Consider the following 21,949-nt stretch of genomic DNA (forward strand, 5'->3'; position numbering starts at 1 on the left):
TCAAGGTATGGGACAGAAGACAAATCCAATTGGTAACAGATTAGGTATCATCAGAGGATGGGATTCGAACTGGTTCGGTGGAAAAAACTACGGTGATAAAATCGCTGAAGACTACAAAATCAGAAGATACCTTGAAGCAAGATTATCTAAAGGTGGTATTTCAAAAATTTATATTGAAAGAACACTAAAATTAGTAACAGTAACTATCACTACTGCAAGACCAGGTTTAATCATCGGAAAAGGCGGTCAGGAAGTTGATAAATTGAAAGAAGAATTGAAAAAATTGACTGGAAAGGATATTCAGATCAACATCTTCGAAATCAAAAGACCTGAGCTTGACGCTGTTTTAGTTGCTGACAGTATTGCTAAACAAATCGAAAACAGAATCTCTTACAGAAGAGCTGTTAAGATGGCAATAGCAAGCACAATGAGAATGGGTGCAGAAGGTATCAAAGTGATGATCTCCGGAAGATTGAACGGTGCAGAGATGGCGAGATCAGAGTCTTTCAAAGAAGGAAGAATTCCTTTGTCCACTTTCCGTGCAGATATCGATTATCATATCGGTGAAGCATTAACTCAATACGGTAAGCTTGGTGTGAAAGTTTGGATTATGAAAGGTGAAGTTTACGGTAAAAGAGAACTTACACCACTTGTAGGACAACAGAAAAAAGCACCTGCTGGCGGTAGAGAAAGAGGCGAGAGAGGAGAAAGAGGAGACAGAAAACCAAGAAGAAATAATTAATAAAATTTTAGAGGATAGTTTTTAAATGACCGTTACTTTTTTAAAATCTAAATTCTAAAATCTAAAATTTAAGAAATTATGTTACAACCAAAAAGAACCAAATTCCGTAGAGTTCATAAGATGAAAATGAAGGGGATTGCCCAGAGAGGTAATCAACTTGCTTACGGAACTTTCGGGATCAAAGCGACTGAAGGTGCTTGGATCACTGCAAGACAGATTGAAGCAGCGCGTATCGCGGCTACAAGATATATGAAAAGAGAAGGTCAGCTATGGATCAAAATATTCCCGGATAAGCCGATTACTAAGAAACCAGCCGAAGTAAGGATGGGTAAAGGTAAAGGTGCTGTAGAATATTGGGTAGCCGTAGTAAAACCTGGTAAAATTATGTTCGAAATTGGTGGAGTGCCTTACGAAGTGGCGAAAGAAGCTCTTAGACTTGCTGCGCAGAAATTGCCGGTAGTTACCAAATTCATAGTTGCAAACGATTTTGTTAAACCTCTTTAATCTCTATTATAATGAAAAAAGCTGACATCAAGAATCTAAGCGTAGAGGATATCAAAGTTCAATTGGCAGATGCTATAGCTAATTACTCTAAAATGAAATTAGCACACAGAATCAGCCCTGTTGAGAATCCGATTCAGATCAGAGATTTGAGAAAAACAATCGCAAGACTAAATACAGAGTTAACTAACAAACAATAATATTCCTTTTTACAATGGAAAGAAATTTAAGAAAAGAAAGAATCGGGGTAGTTTCCAGCAATAAAATGGAAAAAACTATTGTTGTTAGCGAAACTACGAGAGTAAAGCACCCAATGTACGGTAAGTTCGTGTTAAAAACGAAAAAATATACTGCACACGATGAGAACAATGAGTGCAACGAAGGAGATACAGTTTTGATTACAGAAACTAGACCTTTGAGCAAGAACAAGAGATGGAGATTAGTAAGAATCATAGAAAAAGCTAAGTAATAATGTTACAAACAGAATCAAGATTAAAAGTTGCTGATAACACAGGTGCTAAAGAAGTATTGGTGATCAGAGTTCTGGGAGGAACCAGAAGAAGATATGCTTCAGTTGGTGATAAAATCGTTGTTACTATCAAAGATTCTACACCATCAGGAAACGCAAAAAAAGGTCAAGTATCTAAAGCAGTTGTTGTAAGAACTAAAAAAGCAGTTAGAAGAAAAGATGGATCTTACATCAAATTCGAAGACAATGCTTGCGTATTACTAAACGCTGCTGGAGAAATGAGAGGAACACGTGTTTTCGGACCGGTTGCCCGTGAGTTGAGAGACAAAGAATATATGAAAGTGATTTCATTAGCTCCTGAAGTACTTTAATTTTAAAATTTTAAGAAAATGACAAAAGTTAAAATAAAAAGAGGAGACAACGTAATCGTTACTACCGGAAAAAATAAAGGAAGTAAAGGTGAAGTTCTTGAGGTAATCAGAAAAGAAGGTAAAGATCCTAGAGTAATTGTTGCAGGTATTAATATTGTTAAGAAACATACTAAACCATCTGCTCAAAATCCTCAAGGTGGAATCGTTGAGAAAGAGGCTTCACTACATATTTCAAACGTATCATTGGTTGATAAAAGCGGAAAAGCTACAAAAGCTGGATACAAAGTAGAAGGTGATAAAAAAGTGAGAGTTGCAAAAACAACTGGTGAAACTTTATAATTAAAATTACAATGGAATATATAGTAAGACCAAAACAACAATATAAAGATAAAATTGTTCCTGCAATGATGGAAGAATTTGGGTACAAAAGCGTAATGCAAGTGCCTAAATTAGTAAAAATCGTTGTATCACAAGGTTTGGGTGCTGCTACAGCCGACAAGAAGATTGTAGACTATGCAGTAGAAGAACTTACAGCAATTACCGGTCAAAAAGCTGTTGGTACTTTGTCTAAAAAAGATGAGGCTGCCTTCAAATTGAGAAAGGGAATGCCAGTAGGAGCAAGAGTAACTCTAAGAGCTGATAAAATGTATGAGTTCTTGGATAGATTAACTTCTTCTGCACTTCCAAGAATCAGAGATTTCTCTGGAATCAAAGCAGATGGTTTCGATGGTAGAGGTAATTATAACTTGGGTATTACTGAGCAGATTATCTTCCCGGAGATTGTTATTGACAAAGTGAAGAAAATCCAAGGGATGGACATTACTCTCGTAACATCTGCGAAAACTGACAAAGAAGCTAAAGCACTATTAACTCACTTCGGTTTACCTTTCAAAAAGAACTAAGAAATGGCTAAAGAATCAATGAAAGCGCGTGAGCGCAAAAGAGAAGCTACTGTAGCTAAATATGCTGAGAAAAGAAAGGCTCTTAAAGAAGCCGGAGATTACGAAGCATTGCAAAAACTTCCGAAAAATGCATCTCCTGTGAGACTTCACAACAGATGTAAACTAACAGGAAGACCAAGAGGATATATGAGAACGTTTGGTATCTCCAGAGTAACTTTCCGTGAAATGGCAAACAACGGTCTTATCCCAGGTGTTAAAAAAGCAAGTTGGTAAGCAATTAAAATTTTTACAGCTGACTTCTATATTTTTATAAGTCAGCTGTATTTTAATAAATAGAGGACAAAATTAGGTCGAATGACATGCAAAATAAAAAAAATAAATCTTTTTATTTTTTTTGTACTTTTGCATCCGCTTAGAAAATTTTTTTTCTGGGAGATTAATTTTCGTTTAGAAAATATTTATTAAATAGATTAATAAATCAAAGTGACAATTAAGTTGTTTAGATACTGAAGGTAAAATGTGAGATGGAGAAATATTCGAAATCTATATATATTTAATCTTCAAGTCTTTTCAATACTGGTTGTCATTAACCAATAATTTAAAATAAAGAAATGGTAACAGATCCAATTTCAGATTTCCTAACAAGAGTAAGGAACGCACAAAGCGCAGGCCACAAAGTGGTGGAAATTCCTGCATCGAAAATCAAAAAAGAGATCACTAAGATTCTTTTCGACCAAGGTTATATCCTAAACTATAAGTTTGAGGATAATGCGGTTCAGGGAAGTATCAAGATCGCTTTGAAGTATGATAAGCAAACAAACAAACCTGCTATCAAATCTATCCAGAGAGCTTCTAGACCAGGTCTTCGTCAGTACAAAGGTTCTGAGGAACTTCCAAGAGTACTAAACGGGCTTGGTGTTGCAATCATCTCTACTTCTAAAGGAGTGATGACTGATAAGAAAGCTAGACAAGAGAAAGTGGGAGGTGAAGTAATTTGCTACGTATATTAATTTTTTAAAACAAGGAAAATGTCAAGAATTGGTAAAGCAATTATAGAAGTTCCTGCTGGTGTTACAGTAACTGAGAAAGACAGTGTTGTAACGGTTAAAGGTCCTAAAGGAGAATTGTCTCAGGAACTTACAGGGGGAATCAGCTTCTCACAAGAAGACGGTGTGCTTACATTCACTCGTCCTTCAGACTCAAAAGAACATAAAGCGCTACACGGTTTATACAGAGCGCTTGTCAACAATATGATTGTTGGTACTTCTACAGGATTTACTAAGCAATTAGAATTAGTAGGGGTTGGATACAGAGCATCTCACAATGGACAGAGATTAGAACTTGCTCTAGGTTTCTCGCACGCTATTGTACTAGAATTACCGAAAGAGGTTACTCTAGATACATTGACTGAAAAAGGTAAGAATCCTATCATTACATTATCTTCTTACGATAATCAACTTCTTGGAATGGTGGCTGCAAAGATCAGATCTTTCAGAAAACCTGAGCCTTATAAAGGAAAAGGTGTGAAATTCGTGGGTGAAATCATCAGAAGAAAAGCCGGTAAATCTGCATAAAATTTAAGAAAATGGCATTAACAAAAGTTGAAAAACGAATCAGAATCAAAAGAAGAGTAAGAGGAAAGATCTCCGGATCTGCAGAATTACCAAGATTGTCTGTATTCAAAAGTAATAAAGAGATCTACGCTCAGTTAGTAGATGATAAAGAAGGTAAAACATTAGTATCTGCTTCTTCCAGAGAGAAAGGTGTAGATGCTAAAGGAACTAAAACCGAGGTTTCTGAAGCAGTTGGTAAAGCTATTGCAGCTAAAGCTCTTGCAGCAGGAATCGAGAATGTTGTATTTGATAGAAATGGTTTCGTGTATCATGGTAGAGTAAAAGCTCTTGCTGACGGTGCTAGAGAAGCAGGTCTTAAATTCTAATTTTTAATTTCAGAACATATGTTAGATAGTAATATAGAAAGAGTAAAACCTGGAGGATTAGAATTGAAAGATCGTCTGGTTGCTGTAAATAGAGTAACTAAAGTAACAAAAGGTGGTAGGGCATTTGGTTTTTCTGCAATTGTAGTTGTTGGAAACGAAGATGGTGTTATCGGTTACGGACTTGGAAAATCTAAGGAAGTTGCTTCTGCTATTGCTAAGGCTGTAGAGGATGCTAAGAAAAACTTGGTAAAAGTTCCTGTAATCAACCATACTATTCCTCACCAGACTTCTGCTAGATATGGTGGTGCTGATATCTTCTTGAGACCAGCTTCTCACGGTACAGGACTTATCGCTGGTGGTGCTGTAAGAGCGGTACTGGAGTCTGCAGGGGTACACGATGTATTGTCAAAATCTAAAGGTTCTTCTAACCCTCACAATGTGGTAAAGGCAACTTTCAACGCATTATTGGATATCAGAAGACCAGAAGAGATTGCAAGAATGAGAGGAGTTTCTTTAAGTAAAGTGTTTAACGGTTAATCATTATAACAATGGCAACAATCAAAGTAAAATTAGTTAGAAGTGCTATTAATCGTTCTAAAACTCAGAAAAGAACACTGGAAGCACTAGGTTTCAAAAGACTTCAGCAAGTTGTAGAACACGAAGCAACACCATCTATCTTAGGTATGATTGCTTCTGTAAGTCACTTACTGGAAGTTCAAAAATAAGAACAATAGACAAAGAGAAAAGAGACTCTTTTTAGGTCTCTTATCTCTTATCTTTTAATCTATAATTTCAATACAACAATGAATTTAAATAATATACAACCAGCAGCAGGTTCTACTCACAATTCAAAAAGAATTGGTAGAGGACAAGGTAGCGGTAAAGGTGGTACTTCGACAAAAGGACATAAGGGTCAAAAAGCGAGAGCTGGTTATTCTCAGAAAATCGGTTTTGAAGGTGGACAGATGCCTTTGCAAAGAAGATTACCTAAATTTGGTTTCAAAAACATTAATAGAAAAGAGTTTAGAGCAATCAACCTTGATACGATTCAAACTTTGATCGATACTAAAAATATCACTGGTGATATCACTAGAGATGTATTAGTAGAAAACGGTCTGGCTTCTAAAAATGAATTAGTAAAAATCCTAGGGAGAGGTGATTTGAAAGCTGGTGTTTCAATCTCTGCTGATAAATTTACTAAGTCTGCTGAGGAAGCAATCAATAAGGCTGGAGGTAAAGCAATTACTCTTTAATTAATCACTAATGAAAGAATTTATACAAACACTAAAAAACATTTGGAGTCTGAAAGAGCTTAGAGATAAAATTATCTTGACGCTCACTTTGGTCCTTGTGTATAGATTCGCATCTTATGTTTCTCTTCCTGCTATTAATATGGCAGAAGTAGGAAACTTACTACAGCATTACAAAAACCAAGGCGGGAACCAACAAGGAGCCGGCCTTTTGGGTTTATTGTCTTCTTTCACTGGTGGAGCATTTAGCCGAGCTTCCATTATGGCACTAGGAATTATGCCATATATTTCTGCCTCTATTATCGTACAGCTGATGGGAATGGCTATTCCATATCTTCAGAAGTTGCAGAAAGACGGAGAAAGTGGGAGAAACACTTTGAACCAAATAACAAGATGGTTAACAATTGGGGTTTGTCTTGTACAGGCACCATCTTATCTTACATCTGTAACTCAATATTTTTTGCCTTATTCGCAATTTCAGTCAGCATATTATATAGATCCAGCGTCCATTATGTTCTGGCTTCCAAGTATTGTGATCCTGGTAGCGGGATCCGTATTTGCAATGTGGCTTGGAGAAAAAATTACAGATAAAGGTATTGGTAACGGTATTTCAATTCTGATCATGGTGGGTATCCTTGCGGACCTTCCTACAGCTTTTTACCAAGAAGTGCTTACACAGAATGGTAAAGGAGGACTAGGAAGCATTATGATTCTAGTTGAGATCATATTCTGGTTATTGGTTGTATTGTTGGCAATTATTCTTTCTGTTGCAGTTAGAAAAATTCCGATTCAATATGTTAGCAGAGCTCAGGCTAGAGGCGGAGTAAGCAGAAATCTGATGGAAGGAGCTAGACAATGGATTCCATTGAAAGTAAATGCCGCTGGAGTAATGCCGATCATCTTTGCTCAAGCGCTGATGTTCGTTCCAGGATTGCTTACTAAAGTAGATGAATCTAACACCTTTTTGGCGGGATTCAAAAATGTATTCAGCTGGCAGTACAATGTATTGTTTGCATTATTGATTATAATTTTCTCATTTTTCTATACGGCGATTACCATTCCGGTGAATCAGATGGCTGATGATCTCAAACGAAATGGTGGATTGATACCAAAGGTGAGACCAGGAAAAGAAACGGCTGATTATCTAGATGATATTTTATCTAAGATAACCTTGCCAGGTGCGATTTTTTTATCTATCTTTGCAGTCCTTCCGGCAATAGTGCACGGAGCGTTTGTTCAGACAGATAGATTTGCCCTGTTTTTCGGTGGTACATCGTTATTGATTATGGTTGGAGTTATCTTAGATACCGTTCAACAAATCAATACATATCTGCTGAACCATCATTATGATGGGTTGATGCAATCTAAATTATCAAGATCATCAAACTATTAATAGGATAAATGGCTAAACAGAAACATATAGAACAAGACGGTGTGATAACGGAAGCACTTTCCAACGCACAGTTCCGAGTAGAGCTAGAGAATGGGCATGTATTAATTGCCCATATTTCTGGTAAAATGAGAATGCATTATATAAAACTCTTACCTGGAGACAAGGTAAGACTCGAACTCTCTCCTTATGACTTGACTAAAGGGAGAATAACTTTTAGATATTAAAAATAACAAAATGAAGGTTAGAGCATCTATCAAAAAAAGAAGTGCTGATTGCAAAATTGTACGCAGAAAAGGTGTACTTTTCGTAATTAACAAGAAGAACCCTAAATTTAAACAAAGACAAGGTTAAGAACCGATTAAATTATGGCGAGAATTTCAGGTATTGATTTACCAAAGAACAAAAGAGGCGTTATTGGACTTACTTATATCTACGGTATCGGTAAGAGTACAGCTTCAGAAATTTTGAAAAACGCTGGAATCAGCGAAGACAAGAAAGTCAACGAATGGAATGACGATGAATTGGCTGCAATCAGAACTTACATCACTGAAAACATCAAAGTAGAAGGTGAGCTTAGATCTGAAGTGCAATTGAACATCAAGCGATTGATGGACATAGGATGCCAACGAGGAATACGTCACAGACTGGGATTACCTTTAAGAGGCCAAAGAACGAAAAACAATTCTAGAACCCGTAAAGGAAAGAGAAAAACTGTTGCTAACAAGAAAAAGGCAAGTAAATAATCGTTAGAATTAATTATGGCAAAACAAACTAAAGTTGTTAAAAAAAGAAAAGTAAAGGTTGAGGCTATTGGTGAAGCGCATATTCAGGCTTCGTTCAATAACATCATCATTTCTTTAACAAATAAAAACGGAGAGGTTATCTCTTGGGCATCTGCCGGTAAAATGGGTTTCAGAGGTTCTAAAAAGAATACTCCATTCGCAGCTCAAATGGCTGCAGAAAACTGTTCTCAGGTAGCTTTCGAAGCTGGTCTTAGAAGAGTTAAGGTGTTTGTAAAAGGTCCTGGAGCTGGTAGAGAATCTGCAATCAGAACACTACACAACTCAGGTATCGAAGTAAGCGAAATCGTTGACGTGACACCTATGCCACACAACGGATGTAGACCACCTAAAAGAAGAAGAGTATAATCTTTTAATCCTCAAATCTTAAAACAATGGCAAGATATATTGGACCTAAAACAAAAATTGCTAGAAAATTTGGTCAGGCAATTTACGGAGACGATAAAAACTTCGAGAAAAGAAAAAATCAACCACCAGGACAACACGGTCCTAACAAAAGAAGAGGTGCAAAAAAATCTGAATACGCTACTCAGCTGGCTGAAAAGCAAAAAGCTAAGTATACATATGGTATTTTAGAAAGACAATTTGCTAACCTTTTCGACAAAGCACACAGAAGCAAAGGAGTAACTGGTGAGGTTCTTCTTCAGCTTTGCGAATCAAGATTGGATAATGTAGTTTACAGATTAGGCTTTGCTAAAACAAGAGCTGCTGCTAGACAATTGGTTTCTCACAGACACATCACTGTGAACGGAGAGCTGGTAAACATTCCTTCTTATCTGCTGAAAGCTGGTGACGAGATTGCTGTAAGAGAAAAATCTAAATCTCTAGAAGTGATTTCTGATGCTTTGGCTTCAAAAGCAAATTATGAGTGGTTACAATTCAATGACGAGAAAAAAACTGGTACTTTCACAAGTGCGCCTGAGAGAATTCAGATTCCTGAAGACATCAAAGAACAGTTGATCGTCGAATTATACTCTAAATAATAATTTTTTCAAATTTTTGCTCAACCAGACTATGGCAATTTTAACATTTATAAAACCCGATAAAGTAATCCTGTTAAACTCGACAGATTTTAAAGGACAATTCGAATTCAGACCTTTAGAACCAGGTTTCGGGCTTACAATCGGTAATGCATTGAGAAGAGTTTTACTTTCTTCTCTGGAAGGATATGCTATTTCATCTATCAAAATAGAAGGCGTAGAGCACGAATTTTCAACTATACCGGGAGTGATTGAAGATGTTACTGAAATCATTCTTAATCTTAAACAGCTTCGTCTTAAAGCTAAAACTGAAAATCCAGGAAACGAGCAGGTAACTGCAAAAGTATCCGGAAAAGATGTTGTGACTGCTGGTGATCTTGGAGGTTCTATCGTGAACTTCGAAGTTCTTAACCCAGAATTAGTAATCGCAACTTTGGCTAAAGATGTAACGTTTGAAATTACTTTCAACATTGAAAAAGGAAGAGGATATGTTCCGAGCGATCAGAACAAATCAAACAATGCTCCTGTTGGGACTATTGCTATTGATTCTATCTTTACTCCGATAAAAAAAGTACAGTACAGTATAGAAAATTACCGTGTAGAGCAAAAAACAGACTACGAAAAACTAGTATTGGATATCGAAACTGATGGGTCAATTACACCTCAGAATGCTTTAACAGAAGCTTCTAAAATCTTGATCTATCACTTTATGTTGTTCTCTGATGAAAGAATCACTCTTGAAACAGAGGCTGTGAAGGCTTCCATTCAATACGACGAAGAAACACTTCATACAAGACAATTACTTAAGTCGAAATTGGCAGATATGGATCTATCTGTAAGAGCCCTTAACTGTCTGAAAGCTGCTGAAGTAGAAACACTTGGTGAGTTAGTTTCTTTTAGTAAGTCTGATTTGATGAAATTCAGAAATTTTGGTAAAAAATCTTTAACAGAACTTGAAGAATTGGTTCACTCAAAAGGACTAAATTTCGGGTTTGATGTTGCAAAATATAAGTTAGACGCTGATAAATAATCCTCAAAATGAGACACGGAAAAAAGATAAATCACTTAGGTAGAACTGCACCACACAGAAAAGCAATGCTTTCTAATATGGCTTGTTCCCTAATTGAACATAAAAGAATCAACACTACTGTTGCTAAAGCGAAAGCTTTAAGAGTTTACGTGGAACCAATCCTGACGAAAGCTAAAGAAGATACAACGCACAATAGAAGAATCGTTTTCTCTTACTTGCAAAGTAAAGAAGCGGTTACTGAATTGTTCAGAACTGTAGCTCCTAAAATCGCTGAAAGAAATGGTGGTTACACAAGAATCATCAAGACTGGTTTCAGACCTGGTGATGCTGCCGATACTGCATTAATCGAGTTGGTAGATTTCAACGATATCTACAATCCAAACGAAGCAGAGAAGAAAACAACAAGAAGAAGCAGAAGATCTACTGCAAAGAAAGAAACTGCTCCTGTTGCTGAAACTTCTGAAGCTAAAGTGGAAGAAACTCCTGCTGCAGAAACTTCTACAGAAGAAAAAACTGAAGAATAATATTTTCCAGTTTTTCAATATAAAACCATCTCGAAAGAGATGGTTTTTTTGTTTTTTTTAATAATTAAAACGATTATTTTAGCGTTCTAAATTGTGTCAATAGCGTTTATGAATATTTATAAAAAAACACAGGCTTTATTTTTTATTATATACAGTCTGTTTATGTTTTCTCAACCCAGTATTCCGGTTTATACATTACCCAGAATCAAGTCCAACATTACACTTCCTGTTTCGCTTCCTGTCTCGGAGATCAATAATCTTATCAATCAATCGGTGAAAGGCGTTTTGTATGAGGATCAATCTTATACGGATAATAACAATGACCAGTTCAAAGTCAGAGTGGAAAAGCCGGGTAATATAGCCATAAAATCGTTGAGCAATAACAGACTGATGATTTCTGTACCGCTAAAGATCTGGGCAGAAAAGGGCTATGGAACGCTGGGTTATTATATGTATCAGGATACTAATTTCAATCTGATTATGAATTTTATAACCAGTCTCGCTGCAACACCTGACTGGAAACTGAACACGAAGACCACCACTGCCGGATTTGTATGGACACAGAAACCTGTCTTAGATTATGGTAAAGTCAAAATCCCGATTGCCTCTTTTATAGAGTCAACCTTGAAAGAGCAGCAGGGGAAGTTTACAACCATTATTGATCAGCAGATTAAAACAAAATTCAATCTTCAGCCTTATCTGGTGATGGCCTGGAATCAATTTTCAAAACCAATCAATGTGTCGGAAGAATATAATACTTGGCTGAAAATCACGCCTCAAAATACTTATATGACACCGCTTCAGGTTTTTCAGGATAAAATCAAAACGACAATTGGGATTGATTTGTATTCGGAAACTTTTGTGGGACAAGTTCCGTTGGCGACAAGAGATGTCAATACTGTTCCTAATTTTATATTGAATCCGAATCTTCAGAATGTTTTTAATCTGCAAACCACTGCCAACATCAGTTTCGATGAAGCAACAAGGCTCGCAAAGCAACAATTCCAGGATAAAGAATTTCCAATGAGCAGTGAGGAGAAAAAGGTAAAAATTACGGATATCTCTGTTTATCAGGAAAAAGAAAATATTGTGATTGAAGCGCATACAACTGGCGAGGTTAACGGAACGGCTTTCATCAAAGGTAAACCCTATTACAGTGCGGAAGAGCACAAGATAAAGCTAAATGTCACAGACTTCAATCTGAAAACTAAAAACTTTTTCCAAAATTAATTCAGAAGCTTTTTATTTTAAGTTGGAATATTAATATTTTATAGCCGTTTCAAGAGATAATTCCATCATTGTTCTCAGTGCTTTTTCTCTTTGATCGGCAGAGATTTGCTCTTGAGTTGGAATGATGTCAGAAACGGTTAAGATCGTAGCCGCATTTTTACCAAGATGTTTGGCATTCGCAAAAAGCGCAAACGCTTCCATTTCCACTGCAGGACAATTGTGTCTCAATGCGATTTCCGGAACAGCAGGGTCTTTTCTGTAGAAGATGTCGCTGGAGTGGATGTTGGTTGCTTTAGCTTCCAGACCTAATTCTTTCGCTGTTTCATTGATTTTATCAAAAGCATTTCCCTGGTTAGAAATGGCATCTTCTTCAATTCCCCAGGCAAATTTGGCGTAAGTACTTTCACTAGCCGCATTTTCTACATTCAGGATGTCGAATAATTTCAAATCTGTAGAGTAAGCTCCACAAGTTCCGATTCTGATGATCGTCTCAACCTCATACTCAGTAAACAATTCGAAAGAATAGATTCCGATACTTGGAAATCCCATTCCGCTCGCACCAACAGTGATCTCTTTACCTTTATAGTTTCCTGTGTAGAAATAGATGTTTCTTGTCTGACTGACCAATTTGGCGTCGGTCAAAAAGTTATCAGCAATATATTTTGCTCTAAGTGGATCGCCGGGCATCAAAACCGTCTTTGCGATTTCTCCTTTTTTAGCACTAATGTGAACACTCATTTTTATAAATTTTTTTAAGACCGTGAATATAAAATTTATAATCCGATTACTGAAATTGATTCTTAAAATAAAATCAATTAATTCGCAGAACAACACTTGTGACAAGTTTCAAAACGATCTTTTTTCGCAAAAAAGTAAAAATCAAGATGATCAAGAATCGATATTATGAAAATAAAAAACACTCTTCGTTTGAAGAGTGTTTTTGTGGAGTTGGAGGGATTCGAACCCTCGTCCAAACAAGCAATACGCAAGCTTTCTACATGCTTATTTTGCTATTGGTTTTCGGGATTAGGCAGAGAGCAAACACCCAACCTAAACCTTAGCTTCTAAAATTTTCGAGTCTTGGCCGAAGCTTCCAAAACCTTATTTCCGCATTCCTATGCCTCAGAATCAAACGCCGCAGAACAGAGCATTTGTGAGACATCTTGCTTCCTTACTAAAATCTTCGGGAAAGCGCTTGAAACCTACTAAACTTCGGATTAAGCTGCAAGAGCGAACTCTTCGTTGCCAGTTAAAATGTTGTAGCAAGGGATTTAAGAGATCGCGCTACGGTTCTCTGCATGCTTACTTACCCATTGGTCTTGCTGTCGAAACCAGTCAACCCCATTTTGAAATAAGACTACAAATTTACAAATAAAACCATCAACTAACAACTATTAACCAAAAACTAAATTTGAGCGTATCCCTCGCCAAGCTTATACATACGCTCGGATCGTAATGTCCGCTGCAAACCTAACGAAGTGGTCGGCGAAGCCAATCTTTTTTGTATCTCCATTTGTCATCCTGAGGCTTTTTTAGCCCAAGCAAAAAGGATTTCCGCTATCATCCCTCACGCGCAGCGGTAAAAACAAGAATTTTCAACGATTTAAAATTTTCCCTTCAAACAAACTAGCCACAGAGAAATCAGCAAAATCTCCGAAATCTGCGAGCAATAAAAATCGCTGAACAAAGCGCCTTTTAGAACCTAAAAATATTTCGTTAATTAAAAATCTTTGCGCCCTTTGCGTTTAAAATATCGACAACGCAAAAAAATCTCAAAATATATTTAACAAAACCAAAACCCCAAATTCTAAAAAAATCACAAAACAGGTTAAAGTCGGTTAAACTATCCATCAAAAAAATCTCTTTTATCTTATTGATATACAATAGAGCTAATTTTGTCAAGAAACTTATGGCTATGAAATTAAAATTACTCTCGCTTCTCATACTTCTTTGTTCGATAAAGATTTTCGCGCAATCCGATTATATTTTAGGAAATGTTGCCAATGACAGCGGAGACAAGCTACCTTTGGCAAGCATCCATAACCTGCGAACAGATCAAATAGTGACGTCTGATAAGATGGGGAATTTTGCTATTGCGGCAAAACCTACCGACGAACTTAGAATTGTAAGACAAGGCTATGAAAGAAAAGTCGTTTCATTAACCTCAGAGAGTTTTTCAAAAAGTCTTGACGTTCAGCTAGTCACCATTCCTATAGAAATAGAAGAAGTAACGCTGGCGTTCAAACCAACCGGAATTCTCAAAAAAGACATTGCCAGACTCAATCCTCCTGCAAAAGTGACCGCACTCAATATGGCAATGAACAATTATATGCGAACGCCAATGAACGAAGTTCACCCAACAGCCAAAATACCATCGGCTTTTGCGCCACGCAATCCAGGGGAAGGACAGATGAATTTATTTTCCATCGGTTCTGGAGGTGGTGGGTTTTTAGGCGCAGTTGCTGGTTTGGTGACAAAAGCAGGAACATCTCCCAAGACAACCGCCAATTATGCTGAAAAGCAAGAGTTTTACAAACGTGTAAAAGCAGCCATAGATTTGGAGTATTATACAAAATACGGTTTAGACGAATATGATTTCGATATCTTCCTCGCTTATGCTGATGAACAAAAAAGTCTATCCAAAAATTACAGAAACAATTTTAACAAAGCTGCAATAGAATTCAGTCTCAAAGAAGTTTTTTCAGAATATCTCAAAACTCATAATTTTTCCAAGAAAGTTTCCGAAGGTTAAAAATTTTAATCAAATTGCTTATTCTGGAAATCACAAACATATCATCGTGTTTTGTTGTTCAGTTTCTAATCCCCTGTCATAAGTGATTTTCATCACTCTGTTTAATGGTTATTGACGTTCTAGGCACTTCTGTCAAACCTCATTCGCTTGTAGAAAGCCTATGGAAAGCACTTTTAACATAATGTGGAAAACTTTTACAGATGATTGTCAGTTTTTTGACATTTTTGGATGCTCACCACTTTCATTTAAAGCTTTCAATTTCTATTTTTGTATGAACGCTTCGGAAGGAAAAAAGAAAACAGTGTTTTCAGACTATCGGCATCCGGAAATTTTCACAATATATTATTAAACAACAGATTAAAGACCAAGATTATGGGGATTTTTGATAAACGAATAAGTTATAAACCATTTGAATATCCGGAAGTTTTACAATTTATAGAAGCGATCAATAAGTCATATTGGGTCCATTCCGAAGTAGATTTTACCGCAGATGTTCAGGATTTCCATTCTCAGTTGGAACCTCATGAGAAAAACGCAATCAAACATGCGCTTTTGGCGATTGCTCAGATTGAGGTGAATGTGAAGACCTTCTGGGGAAATCTCTACCATCACTTGCCTAAGCCTGAACTCAACGGTTTGGGAGCAACCTTTGCAGAGTGCGAGTTCCGTCACTCAGAAGCCTATTCCAGATTGCTGGAAGTCTTGGGTTACAATGATGAATTCCTGAATGTAGTCGATATTCCTGCTGTAAAAGACAGAATTGATTACCTAAGTAAAGTGCTGAAAAACGCCAATTCTCAGGATTCGAAATCTTACGTTTCCTCATTGTTGCTATTTAGCATACTGATAGAAAATGTGTCTTTGTTCAGCCAGTTTGCCATCATTTTATCATTCACAAGGTTCAAAGGATATATGAAAAATGTGTCCAACATTATCGCCTGGACTTCAGTAGATGAGCAAATCCACGCCAATGGAGGAATCTATTTGATAAACAAAATCAGAGAAGAACAGCCAGACTTATTGAGCGATGAGGATATTGAATCGATTTATGATTTGGTAGACGAGTCGATTGAAATGGAATCTAATATCCTGGACTGGATTTTTGAACTGGGCGAAATCGAACATGTTTCCAAGAAAAACCTTTTGGATTTTATGAAATACAGAGTAGATGACTCCTTAAAGAAAATCGGGATGAAAACCAGATACAACGTTTCTCCGGAAGATTACCGACCAATGGTTTGGTTTGAGGAAGAAGTTTTTGCCAATTCTATGGATGATTTCTTTGCAAAACGTCCAGTAGATTATACCAAGCACGACAAAAGTATTACGGCGAACGATTTATTTTAGATTTCTGCTGGAAGTCTGATGTCAGAAGAAGGGAGTTTTCGCCTTCATCTTTTTGATTATCCAATTTTGAAAGCGACGAAGTCGCGATATATTGGTAGAGAATCAAACAGAAAGTAGATTCAAGGTGCGAAGCACCGACATAAGTAACATTATTGTCTTCAATATAAATCTAAAACTAAGCCTGTCGAGATTCCTACGGAATGACAAAACTGAAATAAAATCCTTTTAAAGTTTCGACTTGAAAAGGTGTAAAAAAGAAAATTTTAAGAAAACTTTTTATTCTTGGAATTTTCTTTTTTATGTAAAATCGTCAAAAATGGCGAAGCGCGCCCCGGCTTGAGTGGAGCTCTTTTTTTCTTGGCTTTCAAGACAAGAAAAAAAAGCGGGAACGGAAGACGGAAATAGGCGCCCCAATAATTAATAAAGTCAAAAAATAATAACAGCAAAAAGCCAAAAGCTAATTGCCCAAAAGCTAAATTACAATTTATGATGGACGAAAATATAGATATCTGGTGGCTCAACGAAGAGTCTGAACAAATGTTGAACAGAGGTTACCTTCTGAAAGGAGAAACTGTGGAAGGCGCCATAGACAGAATTACAACTGCAGCGGCAAAACGCCTTTACAAACCGGAATTGCAACCGGCTTTCAAAGAGATGATTGTGAAAGGCTGGATTAGTTTTTCTTCTCCGGTTTGGGCTAATATGGGAACACAGCGTGGTTTGCCGATATCTTGTTTCAACGTTCATATTCCGGATAATATTGAAGGAATCACCCACAAATTGGGTGAAGTCATTATGCAGACGAAAATCGGGGGTGGTACTTCTGGTTATTTCGGGGAATTGAGAAACAGAGGAACTGCCGTTACAGACAACGGAAAATCTTCTGGAGCAGTTTCTTTTATGAAGTTGTACGATACAGCAATGGATGTGGTGTCACAAGGTGGTGTGAGAAGAGGAGCTTTTGCAGCATATCTAGACATTGACCACGGTGATATCGAAGAATTTTTGAGTATCAAAGATATCGGAAGTCCAATCCAAAATCTATTTACAGGAGTTTGCGTTCCGGATTATTGGATGCAGGATATGATTGACGGTGATGTGGATAAAAGAAAAATCTGGGCAAGAGTTTTGGAAAGCCGTCAGCAAAAAGGTTTGCCTTATATTTTCTTCACAGACAACGTGAACAGAAACAAACCCCAGGTCTATAAAGATTCAGGATTAATGGTGAATGCCAGTAATCTTTGTTCAGAGATTATGTTGCCATCTACTGCAAACGAATCTTTCATCTGCTGTCTATCTTCAATGAATCTTGAATTATATGATGAATGGAAAGATACAAATGCTGTTAAACTAGCGATTTATTTCCTGGATGCTGTTCTATCAGAATTCATTGAAAAAACAGAAGGAAATTACTATCTGACTTCAGCCAGAAACTTTGCGATGCGTCACAGAGCACTTGGGTTGGGAGTTTTAGGATACCACTCCTATCTTCAGAAAAATATGATTCCTTTCGAGAGTTTCCAGGCAACTCAGTTTAATGCAAGAGCATTCCGTCATATCAAAGAACAGGCTGAAATTGCTTCCAAAGAATTAGCTAATATCTATGGAGAACCTGATATGCTCAAAGGTTATGGAATGAGAAATACGACGTTAATGGCAATTGCGCCAACAACTTCCAGTTCTGCAATCCTTGGACAAACTTCTCCTGGAATTGAGCCTTTCGCTTCTAACTATTACAAAGCAGGTTTGGCAAAAGGAAACTTTATGCGTAAGAACAAATATCTGGCGAAATTGCTGGATGAAAAAGGTCTTGATAACGAAGAAACCTGGAGAACCATTATGCTGAATCACGGTTCTATTCAACATCTTGAAGGATTGACTGATGATGAGAAAGCGGTATTCAAAACATTCAGGGAGATATCTCCGATGGAGATTGTTTCCCAGGCGGCGCAAAGACAGCAATATATTGACCAGGCGCAATCTCTGAACTTGCAGATTCCATCAACAATGCCAGTGAAAGACGTTAACTATGTAATGATAGAAGCTTGGAAAAAAGGTGTAAAAACATTGTATTACCAAAGAAGCTCTTCGGTTTCCAAAGAACTGATGGTGAACTTTGTGACTTGCTCTGCTTGTGAAGCTTAAGTAATAAGAATTAATAATTGATAAAACAAAACCGCAGAAATTTCTGCGGTTTTTGTTTGTAAAAATGGCTGCTCATAAAAATGGCTGCTCAAAAAATGAACAGCCGAGTGAAGAAAGATTTGAAAAAATTAGAAATTATATCTTAATCCCAATTGTGCCTGAACTCTGGATGCGAATTGATCTATTGTATAAGGCAATCCTGGTGTTTTGAAATTGTAAGTAGGATCTCCTGCTCCGGCTTGTCCGGTTGCAACATTTCCAACTTTGGTCAAGCCGACACTTGCCGTGGAGTTATATGTGTTTGGTACAAAGTAAACTTTACCCCAATCCTTGTTCAGCAAATTCGTAAGATTTATGATGCTCAAAGAAATCTGAATATTATCTTTGGATTTGCTGCTCACGCGGAATTCATCCATTATTCTAAGGTCGGCTTGAACATTCCACGGTGTAAAATCACCGTTTCTTTCTGTGAACTTACCTCGTCTGCCGTTTAGATATTTGTTTCCACCAACAAAATTTTCGTAATCCGCAACTTGTTGTGCTGCAGATGTTATGATATTCCCGATTCCGTCTTTTATGTCAACAATATATCTTGCAGCTTCAGCCGCATCTTTGAAGATATAAGCCAATCCTGCTGCCTGTCCTGTATTGGCAATTGTACTGTTTACAAATCCCCACGAAAACGGATTTCCAGATTGTGCATTGAAATAGACGTTTGCGGATAATCTGTTTTTCTCGGAAAGATTAACGCCGTATCCGATATTGGCAACAATCCTGTTTTTGATGGCAAAGTTAGAAGTTGCCAGTTTCGGATCGTTCGGAGTCAGAGACTGATTCATTTGCCAGTTACTTTCCATTGAGTTCCGGATTCCGTTGGTTATATCTTTTGCATCTCCATAAGTGTACGCTGCGAAGAAATTAAATCCGAATCTGTAAGATTTAGAAACCTGAGCCGTAATATTGTATCTGTATCCTTCTTTTGTATTGGACAGCATGTATGCGTTAGAGAAATTAGCATTGATATTGGTAGTGTAAATTGGCATTTCGTGATTTACGTCGTAGCTGAAATAAGTAACTGCATCGGTTTTATTAACCTGTTGAAATTTCAAATCATAAATAACCTTTGTGTATAAACCTTCCAAAGTCAATTTATATCCATCAATAATATAATCTAAAGCTAATGAGCTTCTCCAGATTCTCGGCATTTTGAAATTATTATCAACCAAATCCACTTGTACTTTGGAAGATTTTTGCCATTTCGGGAAATTTGAACTTACCAGAGGATCTCCATTTGCTGCAAGCTGAGCAGCTGTTGGGCCGTTATAATCATAGCTTCCAAAACCAACACCGTCGTTATAAAAAGCGTATCCTAACCAGGCAAAAGGAATTCTGCCCACAAAAATCCCTGATCCGCCTCTTAAAACAACAGATTTGTCTTCCGTAACATTTAATGTAAATCCTAATCTTGGTGAAAGAGTAGGCTTATTAAGATATTTATTGGTAAGTTGTGCCAAAGGAGTGTATGTATAAGTTGCACCATAATTAGGATCAGCAGGAGAGCTGGAAACTTTATCACTTAAGTTTGGCATATTTCCAAGATCTGTATAATCTAATCTTAATCCCGGTGATAATCTTAATCTTCCGATAGAAAACTCATCCTGAACATAAACCGACCAAAGATTGATTTTAAATTTAGCATACGGATTGTTAAATAGTTCATCTCTATCTTCTCCTGTTAAAGAATAGGTTCCTCTGATTCTTGCAGGATTTGAGTTATAAAAATTATTTAAGCTTTTGTAAGATATTCTTCCGTTGATAGCATTTACGAACCCATAATTGATATTATAGAGCTCGTTGTGTGTACCAAATAAAAGTGTATGATTTCCCACCTTATAAGTTAAATTATCCGTGATTTCGAAGGTTTTTTGCTTCATATTAAAAACAGTGGCTTCTCTGTCATTTCCTAAAAATACCGTTCCGCCGTTATATGAGATCTCAACCTGAGGGAACATAAAATTAGAAGAAGTTGGATTTCTGTAATCGTGGATAGATGAATATCCAAGTAATAGAGTATTGTTTAACTTATCACTGAATCTGCTCTTTAATTCTAAAGTAGTTGTAGAAGCCTGATTTTTCTGAACAAAATCCATACTTGAAAAACGGAAATTTGCGCCGTCTCTTTCTAGGTTGGAAGCCTCAGAAAAAACCGTATTGTTTTTTATTGATACAGTGTGCTTATCATTAATTTTCCAATCTAGCTTATTGAATAATTTAGAACTTTCGGAATAGTTATTATATTGATTATAACTTCCGGCATCAAACCCATATTTTGATTTCACAAAATTAGAAATTGCCAACGCAGTCGCATTATCTACTAATGAACCGGCGTCTCCTGCGTTATAAAATACAGGATCTGTCCTTTTGGTATATTCCAGATTGGTGAAGAAAAAAACTTTGTCCCTTACAATTGGTAATCCAACTCTGCCTCCGAAAATAAAATCTTCAAAAGAATTTGGCATTTTAGAATTATCACCAACTCTGTTCTTTCCTGTTATGGCAGCATTTCTTCCATAAGTATATACAGAACCCGTAACATCATTGCTTCCGCTTCGTGTCACGGCATTTACACTACCACCTAAAAAATTTCCCAGTTTAACATCATAAGGTGCAATATAAACCTGCACATCCTGGATGGCATCAAGGCTGATAGAATTAGATCTTGTGCTGCTTCCCGGCATTCCGGAAGTTCCTGTTTGACCGCCCAAAGACGGGCTAAAACCAATAGCATCATTATTAATGGATCCGTCAATGGTAACATTGTTATAACGGAAGTTCGTCCCGTTGAACGAGTTGTTGGCACTCTGCGGAACAAGCTTTGTAATATCCTGGATTCCTCTATTAATATTTGGTAATCCTGAAATTTGTGCCTCACTGATCGCTACACCGTTTTTAGCAGATCTTTTGGTACTGGTGATTTTTACTTCTTCAATAGATTTCTCTCTATTGTCGATAACAATAACCGGAAGGTCATTACTTCCTAAGGATAACTGAACATTATCACTCGCATAAACCGTTTGGGAACCGTCTAGTACTTCAATTTTATATGGGCCGCCGGATTGTAGATTTTCCAGGCTGAAAATGCCCTTATTATTGCTCTTGGTTTCAATGGTTGTGTTTGTAGGAATATGAGTTACCTTTACTGTCATTTCAGTGGATGTTCCTTTTAATTTTCCAATTATTCTGGAACTTGTTTCCTGTGCAAAAGCTACCCCGAAGGACAATAAAGCAAAAGCACAGACTAACTTTCTTTTCATATTTACTTACTTATAGGTTGCAGCAAAAATAGGTGGGCAACAAGCAATTAATGTGAAACAGAAAATTAATAATATGTGATAAGTTTGTTAAGAAAACGCTGGAAAAATAAGCTGATTAGTCAGAATTATAAATAATTTGTTAAGATAAAATTAAATCTCGGGAAAAGACCTTTTTCATGTCATTTTTATTAGGAATCAATAATTTACCAAAAACCAGGCGTCGATTATTTTTACAATTGGATAATAATTACTAATTTCCT

General features: G+C 36.8%; 28 protein-coding genes and 1 other RNA gene. 26 read left to right on the plus strand and 3 right to left on the minus strand.

All coding sequences use genetic code 11. The features are described 5' to 3' along the window. Positions 1-7: 7 nt before the first annotated feature. The 23 genes from rpsC (at position 8) to EGH73_RS10180 (ending at position 12,131) form a co-directional block, all read left to right on the plus strand. A complete protein-coding gene (gene rpsC, locus EGH73_RS10070; RefSeq protein WP_123281725.1) occupies positions 8-742 on the plus strand; it encodes a 30S ribosomal protein S3 in 735 nt (244 codons plus the stop codon). 78 nt (positions 743-820) lie between these two features. Further along, positions 821-1,246, plus strand: coding sequence for a 50S ribosomal protein L16 (rplP, locus tag EGH73_RS10075; protein WP_089768514.1), 426 nt, complete (start codon positions 821-823; stop codon positions 1,244-1,246). An 11-nt stretch (positions 1,247-1,257) separates the two neighbouring features. Further along, entirely contained in the window at positions 1,258-1,443 is a 186-nt protein-coding gene (rpmC, locus tag EGH73_RS10080) for a 50S ribosomal protein L29 (protein ID WP_123281726.1), read from the plus strand. A gap of 14 nt (positions 1,444-1,457) precedes the next feature. Beyond that, positions 1,458-1,712, plus strand: a complete 255-nt coding sequence (rpsQ, locus tag EGH73_RS10085; protein ID WP_076782295.1) for a 30S ribosomal protein S17 — start codon at positions 1,458-1,460, stop codon at positions 1,710-1,712. Between the two features lie 2 nt (positions 1,713-1,714). After that, entirely contained in the window at positions 1,715-2,083 is a 369-nt protein-coding gene (gene rplN, locus EGH73_RS10090; protein WP_027383311.1) for a 50S ribosomal protein L14, read from the plus strand. 18 nt (positions 2,084-2,101) lie between these two features. Next, positions 2,102-2,422, plus strand: a complete 321-nt coding sequence (gene rplX / locus EGH73_RS10095; RefSeq protein WP_076782294.1) for a 50S ribosomal protein L24 — start codon at positions 2,102-2,104, stop codon at positions 2,420-2,422. Positions 2,423-2,433: 11 nt separating this feature from the next. Then, on the plus strand, positions 2,434-2,985 hold the full coding sequence (gene rplE / locus EGH73_RS10100) for a 50S ribosomal protein L5 (RefSeq protein WP_123281727.1): 552 nt from the start codon (positions 2,434-2,436) through the stop codon (positions 2,983-2,985). Positions 2,986-2,988: 3 nt separating this feature from the next. Further along, positions 2,989-3,258: a 30S ribosomal protein S14 gene (gene rpsN, locus EGH73_RS10105; protein WP_027383308.1), complete on the plus strand. Its 270-nt coding sequence runs from the start codon at positions 2,989-2,991 to the stop codon at positions 3,256-3,258. A 338-nt stretch (positions 3,259-3,596) separates the two neighbouring features. Then, positions 3,597-3,995: a 30S ribosomal protein S8 gene (gene rpsH, locus EGH73_RS10110; protein WP_089768524.1), complete on the plus strand. Its 399-nt coding sequence runs from the start codon at positions 3,597-3,599 to the stop codon at positions 3,993-3,995. Between the two features lie 18 nt (positions 3,996-4,013). Next, on the plus strand, positions 4,014-4,559 hold the full coding sequence (gene rplF / locus EGH73_RS10115; protein ID WP_123281728.1) for a 50S ribosomal protein L6: 546 nt from the start codon (positions 4,014-4,016) through the stop codon (positions 4,557-4,559). Positions 4,560-4,570: 11 nt separating this feature from the next. Continuing rightward, positions 4,571-4,924, plus strand: a complete 354-nt coding sequence (gene rplR / locus EGH73_RS10120) for a 50S ribosomal protein L18 (protein WP_089768528.1) — start codon at positions 4,571-4,573, stop codon at positions 4,922-4,924. 18 nt (positions 4,925-4,942) lie between these two features. Continuing rightward, complete coding sequence (rpsE, locus tag EGH73_RS10125) at positions 4,943-5,461, plus strand: 30S ribosomal protein S5 (RefSeq protein ID WP_089768531.1); 519 nt, start codon at positions 4,943-4,945, stop codon at positions 5,459-5,461. 11 nt (positions 5,462-5,472) lie between these two features. Next, the gene (rpmD, locus tag EGH73_RS10130) at positions 5,473-5,649 is read left to right on the plus strand and encodes a 50S ribosomal protein L30 (protein WP_027383303.1); all 177 of its coding nucleotides are present in this window, start codon (positions 5,473-5,475) and stop codon (positions 5,647-5,649) included. A gap of 78 nt (positions 5,650-5,727) precedes the next feature. After that, positions 5,728-6,177, plus strand: a complete 450-nt coding sequence (gene rplO, locus EGH73_RS10135; protein ID WP_123281729.1) for a 50S ribosomal protein L15 — start codon at positions 5,728-5,730, stop codon at positions 6,175-6,177. 10 nt (positions 6,178-6,187) lie between these two features. Continuing rightward, positions 6,188-7,567 carry a preprotein translocase subunit SecY gene (gene secY / locus EGH73_RS10140; protein ID WP_123281730.1) on the plus strand — a complete coding sequence of 460 codons (1,380 nt, stop codon included), beginning with the start codon at positions 6,188-6,190 and terminating at the stop codon, positions 7,565-7,567. Positions 7,568-7,575: 8 nt separating this feature from the next. After that, positions 7,576-7,791, plus strand: a complete 216-nt coding sequence (gene infA, locus EGH73_RS10145; protein WP_027383300.1) for a translation initiation factor IF-1 — start codon at positions 7,576-7,578, stop codon at positions 7,789-7,791. A 10-nt stretch (positions 7,792-7,801) separates the two neighbouring features. Next, a complete protein-coding gene (gene rpmJ / locus EGH73_RS10150) occupies positions 7,802-7,918 on the plus strand; it encodes a 50S ribosomal protein L36 (protein ID WP_007839480.1) in 117 nt (38 codons plus the stop codon). Positions 7,919-7,932: 14 nt separating this feature from the next. Then, positions 7,933-8,310 carry a 30S ribosomal protein S13 gene (gene rpsM / locus EGH73_RS10155; RefSeq protein ID WP_089768537.1) on the plus strand — a complete coding sequence of 126 codons (378 nt, stop codon included), beginning with the start codon at positions 7,933-7,935 and terminating at the stop codon, positions 8,308-8,310. Positions 8,311-8,325: 15 nt separating this feature from the next. Beyond that, positions 8,326-8,715 (plus strand): 30S ribosomal protein S11, encoded by a 390-nt coding sequence (gene rpsK / locus EGH73_RS10160; protein ID WP_089768539.1) that lies wholly within the window; start codon positions 8,326-8,328, stop codon positions 8,713-8,715. A gap of 26 nt (positions 8,716-8,741) precedes the next feature. Continuing rightward, complete coding sequence (rpsD, locus tag EGH73_RS10165) at positions 8,742-9,350, plus strand: 30S ribosomal protein S4 (protein WP_089768541.1); 609 nt, start codon at positions 8,742-8,744, stop codon at positions 9,348-9,350. Between the two features lie 31 nt (positions 9,351-9,381). Continuing rightward, the gene (locus tag EGH73_RS10170; protein ID WP_089768543.1) at positions 9,382-10,377 is read left to right on the plus strand and encodes a DNA-directed RNA polymerase subunit alpha; all 996 of its coding nucleotides are present in this window, start codon (positions 9,382-9,384) and stop codon (positions 10,375-10,377) included. 8 nt (positions 10,378-10,385) lie between these two features. Then, positions 10,386-10,901 (plus strand): 50S ribosomal protein L17, encoded by a 516-nt coding sequence (gene rplQ, locus EGH73_RS10175; protein WP_089768545.1) that lies wholly within the window; start codon positions 10,386-10,388, stop codon positions 10,899-10,901. Between the two features lie 162 nt (positions 10,902-11,063). Continuing rightward, entirely contained in the window at positions 11,064-12,131 is a 1,068-nt protein-coding gene (locus EGH73_RS10180; RefSeq protein ID WP_245985499.1) for a DUF4403 family protein, read from the plus strand. Positions 12,132-12,161: 30 nt separating this feature from the next. Here EGH73_RS10180 and deoD read toward each other — a convergent pair whose 3' ends face one another. Together deoD and ssrA are read right to left on the minus strand one after the other, a co-directional pair. Then, positions 12,162-12,869, minus strand: a complete 708-nt coding sequence (deoD, locus tag EGH73_RS10185; protein WP_123281731.1) for a purine-nucleoside phosphorylase — start codon at positions 12,867-12,869, stop codon at positions 12,162-12,164. Positions 12,870-13,071: 202 nt separating this feature from the next. Then, positions 13,072-13,474, minus strand: a transfer-messenger RNA (tmRNA) gene (ssrA, locus tag EGH73_RS10190). 572 nt (positions 13,475-14,046) lie between these two features. On the opposite strand from ssrA, the gene EGH73_RS10200 reads away from it, so the two are divergent. From EGH73_RS10200 to EGH73_RS10215, 3 genes are all read left to right on the plus strand, one after another. Continuing rightward, a complete protein-coding gene (locus EGH73_RS10200) occupies positions 14,047-14,883 on the plus strand; it encodes a peptidase associated/transthyretin-like domain-containing protein (RefSeq protein WP_123281733.1) in 837 nt (278 codons plus the stop codon). A 372-nt stretch (positions 14,884-15,255) separates the two neighbouring features. Further along, positions 15,256-16,230, plus strand: coding sequence for a ribonucleotide-diphosphate reductase subunit beta (locus EGH73_RS10205; RefSeq protein ID WP_123281799.1), 975 nt, complete (start codon positions 15,256-15,258; stop codon positions 16,228-16,230). Between the two features lie 489 nt (positions 16,231-16,719). After that, positions 16,720-18,375 (plus strand): ribonucleoside-diphosphate reductase subunit alpha, encoded by a 1,656-nt coding sequence (locus EGH73_RS10215; protein ID WP_123281800.1) that lies wholly within the window; start codon positions 16,720-16,722, stop codon positions 18,373-18,375. Positions 18,376-18,503: 128 nt separating this feature from the next. On the opposite strand, the gene EGH73_RS10220 is transcribed toward EGH73_RS10215, so the two are convergent. Next, on the minus strand, positions 18,504-21,689 hold the full coding sequence (locus tag EGH73_RS10220) for a TonB-dependent receptor (protein ID WP_123281735.1): 3,186 nt from the start codon (positions 21,687-21,689) through the stop codon (positions 18,504-18,506). Positions 21,690-21,949: the final 260 nt, after the last annotated feature.

Origin of the sequence: Epilithonimonas hominis, from assembly GCF_003730015.1 — a bacterium.
GTDB classification, from domain to species: Bacteria; Bacteroidota; Bacteroidia; order Flavobacteriales; family Weeksellaceae; genus Epilithonimonas; species Epilithonimonas hominis.